The organism is Microbacterium flavum, assembly GCF_018717645.1.
Lineage (GTDB): Bacteria > Actinomycetota > Actinomycetes > Actinomycetales > Microbacteriaceae > Microbacterium > Microbacterium flavum.
This window is the reverse complement of the sequence record NZ_JAFLHG010000022.1, coordinates 1-7,601: the sequence shown is the minus strand read 5'-3', so window position 1 is coordinate 7,601 and position 7,601 is coordinate 1. Positions and strand designations below refer to the sequence as shown.

Sequence of the window (7,601 nt, the reverse complement as noted above, 5' to 3'; positions counted from 1 at the left end):
CTGCGGGCCGGACGCCGGCCGAAGCCGCCGGCCTGGTGACGGTCGACACCCCCGCGATGCCCGCGGCGGCGGTGGCGCGCGTCGCCGCCGGAGCCGGCGCCGACACCCTCGCGCGAGCGGCGTACGGCGGGCATCCGGGGCATCCCGTCGTCATCGGCCGCGCGCACTGGGAGGGGGTCATCGCCGCCGTCCAGGGCGATCGCGGGGCGGGTCCGTATCTCGCCGCGCGCGGCGCACGCGACATCCCCTGCGACGACCTCTGGTCCGGCGCCGACCGCGACACCCGCTGAGTCGGGGCCCTGCCCGTGTACGGGCGACTCGACTGCGCCGGCGTCTCACGTGGCGCGTGGGCGGGGGGTGCGCGGTGCGCACCCCGCGAGCGCGCCGAGTGGACGGCAGGGCCGCGGGGGCCTCAGGCCGCGGCGGCGGAGAGTGCGGCGATCGCCGAGGTGAAGAACGCGAGGCCGTCCACGCCCGAGCGCATCGCGGCGCGGGTGTCGGGCCCGAAACCGGGCTCGACGGCGTGCTCGGGGTGCGGCATGAGGCCGACGACGTTGCCCGCGGGATTCGTGATCCCCGCGATGTCGTCGAGGGAGCCGTTCGGATTCACCCCCAGGTAGCGGAACGCCACCAGGCCGTCGCCTTCGATCCGGGCGAGGGTCTCGGCCGAGCAGATGTAGCCGCCGTCCGCGTTCTTCAGCGGGATGGTGATCTCCTGCCCGATCTCGAACTCCGAGGTCCACGCCGTCGAGGCGTTCTCGACGCGGAGGCGCTGGTCGCGGCGGATGAACTGCTGGTGGGCGTTGCGGATGAGGCCCCCGGGCAGCAGGTGCGCTTCGACGAGCATCTGGAAGCCGTTGCAGATGCCGAGCACGGGCATCCCGCGGCCCGCGGCATCCTTCACCTCGGTCATGATCGGCGCGAGCGCGGCGATCGCGCCCGCACGCAGGTAGTCGCCGTAGCTGAAGCCGCCGGGCAGGACGAGCGCGTCGACCCCGTCGAGGTCGTGCGACCCGTGCCACAGGGCGACGGGCTCGGCGCCCGCGAGGCGGATCGCGCGCTGCGCGTCGCCGTCGTCGAGGGATCCGGGGAAGGTGATGACGCCGATGCGTGCGGTCACTGCGCAGCCTCGGGCGCGACCTCGATGCCCACGACGTCCTCGATCACCGCGTTCGAGAGGATCTCGTCCGCGATGGTCTTCACGGCGGCGAGGGTCTCCTCGGAGGCATCCGCGACGGTCAGCTCGAAGCGCTTGCCGATGCGCACGCCCTCGAACCCCTCGTGGCCGAGCCGTGCGAGCGCGCCCGCCACGGCCTTCCCCTGCGGGTCCAGCAGCTCGGCCTTGGGCATGACGTCGACGACGATGGTGGGCATGTGAGGCTCCGGATGTCGCGGGATGAGGGCGCTCACAGTCTACGGGGAGTCGCGCGCGTCGCCATCCCGCCGAGTGTCCAAGACGCGCGGACGACCACCCCGCCGCGTCCGCGTGTCCTGGACACTCGGCGGGAACGGCCCCGGACCCGGCGGGAACGGACGCCGGGGAGAGGACGGGGCGGGGCGTTACGGAAGCGTGATCGATCTCGTGGGAGCGCTCCCTTGCGTTCGTGGGAGCGATCCCATATCGTGGGCCGCATCCGGTGAGAGCGCTCCCAAGGTCGGAAGCCGCAGGACACCTCGCCTGATGCAAGCACCCACGCACCCGCACACCCACAAAGGAGTGAACGTGAATACACGCGCACTGCGTCGCATCGGCATCGTGACCGGCGCTCTGACCACCTCCGCCCTCGTGCTCGCCGGCTGTGCCGGATCGGGCGGGGGAGCGGCGACCGCCGACCCGAACGAGAAGGTCACCCTCACCGTCGCGACGTTCAACGACTTCGGCTACAGCGACGCACTGCTCGCCGAGTACTCGAAGGAGCACCCGAACGTCACGATCGTCCACAACAAGGCCGCGACCAGCAACGACGCGCGCGCCAACTACTTCCAGAAGCTCGGCAAGACGGGCCTCGCCGATGTCGAGGCGATCGAGGTCGACTGGCTGCCCGAGGTCATGAAGTACTCCGACCTCCTCGCGCCCGTCCCGGACGACCTCAAGGGCCGCTGGCTCGACTGGAAGGCCAAGGCGGCGACGGATGCCGACGGCAAGCTCATCGGCTACGGCACCGACATCGGCCCGGAGGCCGTCTGCTACCGCTCCGACCTGTTCGCCGCCGCGGGCCTCCCGACCGACCGTGACGAGGTCGCGAAGATGCTCCAGGGCGACTGGGCGAAGTACTTCGAGGTCGGCGCGAAGTACACCGCCACGACGGGCAAGGCGTTCTTCGACTCCGCGGGCGGCACCTACCAGGGCATGATCAACCAGGTCGAGAACGCCTACGAGGACCCCTCCAGCGGCAAGATCGCCATCGACCCCGAGGTCGAGAAGCTCTACACCCAGGTGCTCGACGCGAGCGCGACGCAGTCCGCGCACCTCGGCCAGTGGTCGGATGACTGGTTCGCGGGCCTGTCCAACGGCGCGTTCGCCACGATGCTGTGCCCGGGATGGATGCTCGGTGTCATCTCCGGCAACGCCAAGGACGTGACCGGCTGGGACATCGCCAACGTCTTCCCCGGCGGCGGCGGAAACTGGGGCGGCTCCTACCTGACCGTTCCCGCCAACGGCCCGCATGTCGCGGCCGCGCAGGAGCTGGCCGACTGGCTGACCAGCCCGGAGACCCAGCTGAAGGCGTTCGCTGACGCGGGCACCTTCCCGAGCCAGGTCGACGCGATGAAGAGCGACGAGCTGCTGAGCGCGACGAACGAGTTCTTCAACAACGCCCCCACCGGTCAGCTCCTGACCGATCGCGCGAACGCCGTCACGGTGACGCCGTTCAAGGGGCAGTTCTACTTCCAGATCAACGACGCGATGCAGAAGGCTTTGACCCGCGTCGAGGACGGGACGCAGGACAAGGCGGCCTCCTGGTCGCAGTGGAAGACCGAAGTCGACGCCATCAAGTGATCCCCACGGTCGCCGGGCGGGCATCCCGCTCGCCCGGCGACCGTTCTCGTGAAAGGAGCCCGATGTGACCGCCACCGCCGTCGCCACCCGGCCCACCAAGCGCATCGGATTCGGCAGCCGGCTCAGCTCTTGGGATCTGAAGCTCTCGCCCTACCTGTACATCTCCCCGTTCTTCCTCCTCTTCCTCGTCGTGGGCCTGTTCCCCATCGCGTACACCGCGGTGATCTCGTTCATGGACTGGGATCTCGTCCGCAACTCGGGAACCTTCATCGGGTTCGACCAGTACGCGACGGTCCTCTCCGACCCGAAGTTCTGGACGGCGCTGCGCAACACGTTCAGCATCTTCCTGCTCTCCAGCGTCCCTCAGCTGATCGCGGCCGTCTTCATCGCCGCGCTGCTGGACCAGAACATCCGCGCCAAGACCTTCTGGCGGATGGGCGTTCTCCTGCCCTACGTCATGGCCCCCGTCGCGGTCGCCCTGATCTTCTCGAACATGTTCGGCGACCAGTACGGCATCATCAACACCCTCCTCGGCAACCTCGGCATCCCGCCGGTCAAGTGGCACTCCGACGCCTTCGCGAGCCACATCGCGATCGCGACGATGGTCAACTTCCGCTGGACGGGCTACAACACCCTCATCCTCCTCGCCGCGATGCAGGCGATTCCCCGCGACTACTACGAGGCCGCGACCGTGGACGGCGCCGGCAAGGTGCGCCAGTTCTTCTCGATCACGCTGCCGAGCCTGCGTCCGACGCTGATCTTCGTCATCATCACCTCGACGATCGGCGGCCTGCAGATCTTCGACGAGCCCCGCATGTACGACCAGACGGGAACGGGCGGTGCCGACAATCAGTGGCTCACGATCTCGCTGTGGCTCTACGACATCGGGTGGGGTCAATGGAACCTCGGCCGTGCCGCCGCCCTCGCGTGGATCCTCTTCCTGATCATCCTCGCCATCGGCGTGATCAACCTCTTCATCACCCGCAACCTGGTGCGCGACGAGGGCAGCCGCTCCGACCTGACCCGGGCGCAGCTGCGCGCTGCGCGCCGGGACGCCAGGGCATCCGTCGCCGCCGACCGTGCCTCCGTGCGCGCGCTCCCCGAGGAGGTATCCCGATGACCGCTCTCGATCTGAAGCCCGTCGCCACCCTGGACGACGCGCTTCCGCGGCCGAAGGGGCGCCCCCGTCACGTGAAGGGCACGCGGCCCGGATGGTTCGTCTACGCGTGCCTGGGCATCGTGATGCTGGCCAGCGTCTTCCCGTTCTACTGGTCGCTGCTCATCGGGTCGGGCGACTCGTACACGATCCGCGACCCGAACATGTCGTGGATCCCCGGCGGCAACTTCTTCGCGAACGCGGCCCGCGTCGTGAACGATCCCGCCGTGAACTTCTGGATCGCCCTGTGGAACTCCATCGTGAGCTCGGCGCTGATCGCAGCATCCGTCGTCTTCTTCTCCACGCTCGCCGGATGGGCCTTCGCGAAGCTGAAGTTCCGCGGATCGAGCTGGCTGCTCGTCTTCGTCATCGCCACGATGGCCGTCCCCACTCAGCTCGGCGTCGTGCCCCTGTACATCCTCTTCAGCGACCTCGGATGGACGGGTCAGCTCGGCGCGATCATCGTCCCCGCCCTCGTGAGCGCGTTCGGGGTGTTCTGGATGACGCAGTATCTGCGGCAGGCCGTGCCGGATGAACTGATCGAGGCGGCACGGGTCGACGGGGCGAGCTCGTTCCGCACGTTCCTGACGGTCGGCCTGCCCGCAGCGCGTCCCGCAGCGGCGATGCTGGCCCTGTTCACCTTCGTCTCGGCATGGAACAACTTCTTCTGGCCGTTCATCGTGCTCGACCGCCAGAACCCGACGCTGCCCGTGGCGCTGTCCCTGCTGCAGTCGAACTACTTCATCGACTACTCCATCGTCCTCGCCGGTGTGCTCCTGGCCACCATCCCCCTCTTGATCCTGTTCGTGTTCGCCGGCAAGCAGCTCGTCAGCGGCATCATGCAGGGCGCCGTCAAGGGCTGAGGCCCGTCGCTCGGAAGGATCCGCCATGACCGACCACACCCGCGCCTTCGCGCCGGACTTCCTCTTCGGGGCCGCGACCGCGGCGTTCCAGATCGAGGGCGCCGCCTTCGAGGACGGCCGCACCGCCTCGATCTGGGACACGTTCTGCCGCGTGCCCGGCGCTGTGATGGGCGCCGACAACGGCGACGTCGCCTGCGACCACTACCACCGGCACACCACCGACGTCGCGCTCATGAAGGAGCTCGGCCTCGACACCTATCGGTTCTCGGTGTCGTGGTCGCGGGTGCGGCCGGACGGCGGCCCGGTCAACCAGAAGGGGCTGGACTTCTACAAGCGGCTCGTCGACGAGCTGCGCGAGAATGGCATCCTGCCCTGGCTGACGCTCTACCACTGGGACCTGCCGCAGGCCATCGAGGATCGCGGGGGGTGGACGGTGCGCTCGACGGCCGAGCAGTTCGCCGAGTACGCGCTCGACGTCCACGACGCCCTGGGCGATCGCGTCCAGAACTGGACCACGCTCAACGAGCCGTGGTGCTCGTCGTTCCTGAGCTACACCGCCGGCATCCATGCACCGGGTCGGCTCAGCGTGACCGACGGGGTCCTCGCGGCGCACCACCTCCTGCTCGGGCACGGCCTGGCGGTGCAGGAGCTGCGCGCCCGGGATGCGGCGCTGCGCCTGGGGGTCACGCTGAACCTGACCGTCGCGGAGCCGGTCGACCCCGAGGTGGCGGCCGACGTCGACGCGGCGCGCCGCATCGACGGTCAGTTCAACCGCTGGTTCCTCGACCCGATCTTCCGCGCCCAGTACCCCGTGGATGTCGTGGAGGACATCCGTGCGGTCGCGCCCGAGGCGATCGACGCGCTGGATGCGGCGACGGAGCCGGGCGACCTCGACGTCATCGCGACGCCGCTCGATGCCCTCGGGGTGAACTACTACCACGGCGAGTTCGTCGGGGGTTCGGTCGACCCGCACGCCCCCGCATCGGGCGACGCCCCCACCGCACGCCCGGTCCGCGCGCCCTTCCCCTCGCACGAGGGCATCTACTGGCACGACCGGGGGCTCCCGCGCACGAGCATGAACTGGGAGGTCGATCCGGCCGGACTCACGACCCTCCTCGAGGACGTCTGGCACGACTACGCCGAGCCCGCCGGGACGGCGCTCTACGTCACCGAGAACGGCGCCGCCTACGATGACGAGCTCGTCGGCTCGGGTGCCGCGGCCCGCGTCCACGACGCCGAGCGCACCGCGTTCCTCCGCGCTCACCTCGGCGCTGTCCTGGACGCGGCGGATGCCGGGGTCGACGTCCGCGGATACTTCTACTGGTCGCTGCTGGACAACTTCGAGTGGGCCTGGGGGTATGAGAAGCGCTTCGGCATCATCCATGTCGACTACGACACCCAGGAGCGCACGCTCAAGGACAGCGCACGGGAGTATCGTCGGGTGATCGCGGCCCGCGCGATCGATGTCGCCCGGGCGCCGTCTGTCGGCACCGCCGCCGCTCCCCAGATTGAGGTTCCCGCAACGTGAGCATCGACACGCCGAGGGTGCAGGCGACCATCGAGGAGGTCGCCGCCGCCGCCGGTGTGTCGCGTTCCACGGTGTCGCGCGTCGTCAACGGGTCGACGTCGGTGAGCCCGAGCGCGCTCGCCGCGGTGCAGCGCGCCATCGCAGAACTCAACTACGTGCCCAACCGCGCGGCGCGCTCGCTCGCCTCGCGCGCGACGATGGCGATCGCTCTCGTCGTCCCCGAGGACACGACGCGGTTCTTCGGCGATCCGTTCTTCGCGGCGGTCGTGTCGGGGATCAACGCCCGGCTCAGCCGCTCGGACTACGTCCTCAACCTGATCATCGCGAGCGACGATCCGCGTGATAAGACGACGGCCTACATGCGCAGCGGTGCGGTGGACGGGGCGATCGTCGTCTCCCACCACACGAGCGACACGTTCATCGACCGCATCGCGACCTCCGTGCCGGTCGTCTACGGCGGGCGCCCGTCGCGCGCTCGCGAGAACGACTACTACGTCGACGTCGACAACACCGCGGGGGCCTACCAGGCGACCCGGTACCTGATCGACAAGGGGTTCCGGCGGATCGCGCACGTCTCGGGTCCGGTCTCCATGCCCGCCGGCATCGACCGCCTCGCGGGCTTCCGGTCGGCCCTCGCCGATGCCGGCATGGTGCCCGTCGCCGTCGAGGACGGCAACTTCACCGCCGACGGAGGATCGGCGGCCATGAAGCGGATCCTGGACTCCGGGGCATCCTTCGACGCGCTCTTCGTCGGCAGCGACCTCATGGCGCGCGGCGCGCTGGCGGTGCTCGGGCGGGCGGGGCTCGATGTCCCCCGGGATGTCTCGATCATCGGCTTCGACGACTCCCCGGTCGCGACGACGGTGCAGCCGAACCTCACGACCGTGCGGCAGCCCTCCCGCGACCAGGGAGTGATGATGGCCGAGGTCCTGCTGAGCCTCCTCGCCGGCGGGAACCCCGACCACGTCTCGATGCTCGAGACCGCGCTGATCATCCGCGACTCCGCCTGACCCCGCGCCCGCCCCGCGCCCGCGCCGCGCGCCCGCGCCCCGCGCG

The 7,601-nt window shown here is 69.8% G+C and carries 8 protein-coding genes; 6 read left to right on the top strand and 2 right to left on the bottom strand.

Annotation, left to right across the window (positions count from 1 at the left end):
* Nucleotides 1–290: NTP transferase domain-containing protein (locus tag J0P97_RS15410; protein ID WP_215488679.1), on the top strand; the 290-nt coding region annotated here is incomplete at its 5' end.
* Between the two features lie 122 nt (nucleotides 291–412).
* On the opposite strand, the gene purQ is transcribed toward J0P97_RS15410, so the two are convergent.
* Together purQ and purS are read right to left on the bottom strand one after the other, a co-directional pair.
* Nucleotides 413–1,120, bottom strand: coding sequence for a phosphoribosylformylglycinamidine synthase subunit PurQ (purQ, locus tag J0P97_RS15405; RefSeq protein WP_215488678.1), 708 nt, complete (start codon nucleotides 1,118–1,120; stop codon nucleotides 413–415).
* Nucleotides 1,117–1,374: a phosphoribosylformylglycinamidine synthase subunit PurS gene (purS, locus tag J0P97_RS15400; RefSeq protein ID WP_215488677.1), complete on the bottom strand. Its 258-nt coding sequence runs from the start codon at nucleotides 1,372–1,374 to the stop codon at nucleotides 1,117–1,119. Before purS ends, purQ begins: the two co-directional genes overlap by 4 nt.
* A 349-nt stretch (nucleotides 1,375–1,723) precedes the next feature.
* Here purS and J0P97_RS15395 point away from each other — a divergent pair, with 349 nt between their 5' ends.
* The 5 genes from J0P97_RS15395 (at nucleotide 1,724) to J0P97_RS15375 (ending at nucleotide 7,555) form a co-directional block, all read left to right on the top strand.
* Nucleotides 1,724–2,998 carry an ABC transporter substrate-binding protein gene (locus tag J0P97_RS15395; RefSeq protein WP_215488676.1) on the top strand — a complete coding sequence of 425 codons (1,275 nt, stop codon included), beginning with the start codon at nucleotides 1,724–1,726 and terminating at the stop codon, nucleotides 2,996–2,998.
* A gap of 64 nt (nucleotides 2,999–3,062) precedes the next feature.
* The gene (locus tag J0P97_RS15390) at nucleotides 3,063–4,118 is read left to right on the top strand and encodes a carbohydrate ABC transporter permease (protein ID WP_215488675.1); all 1,056 of its coding nucleotides are present in this window, start codon (nucleotides 3,063–3,065) and stop codon (nucleotides 4,116–4,118) included.
* On the top strand, nucleotides 4,115–5,017 hold the full coding sequence (locus J0P97_RS15385) for a carbohydrate ABC transporter permease (RefSeq protein ID WP_215488674.1): 903 nt from the start codon (nucleotides 4,115–4,117) through the stop codon (nucleotides 5,015–5,017). The genes J0P97_RS15390 and J0P97_RS15385 overlap by 4 nt, the downstream gene beginning before the upstream one ends.
* Before the next feature lie 25 nt (nucleotides 5,018–5,042).
* Entirely contained in the window at nucleotides 5,043–6,545 is a 1,503-nt protein-coding gene (locus J0P97_RS15380; protein ID WP_215488673.1) for a GH1 family beta-glucosidase, read from the top strand.
* On the top strand, nucleotides 6,542–7,555 hold the full coding sequence (locus J0P97_RS15375; RefSeq protein ID WP_215488672.1) for a LacI family DNA-binding transcriptional regulator: 1,014 nt from the start codon (nucleotides 6,542–6,544) through the stop codon (nucleotides 7,553–7,555). Before J0P97_RS15380 ends, J0P97_RS15375 begins: the two co-directional genes overlap by 4 nt.
* Nucleotides 7,556–7,601: the final 46 nt, after the last annotated feature.

Coding starts and splice junctions, on each gene's coding strand:
- purS (WP_215488677.1), bottom strand. CDS start 1,374: ATGCCCACCATCGTCGTCGACGTCATGCCCAAGGCCGAGCTGCTGGAC.
- J0P97_RS15385 (WP_215488674.1), top strand. CDS start 4,115: ATGACCGCTCTCGATCTGAAGCCCGTCGCCACCCTGGACGACGCGCTT.
- J0P97_RS15380 (WP_215488673.1), top strand. CDS start 5,043: ATGACCGACCACACCCGCGCCTTCGCGCCGGACTTCCTCTTCGGGGCC.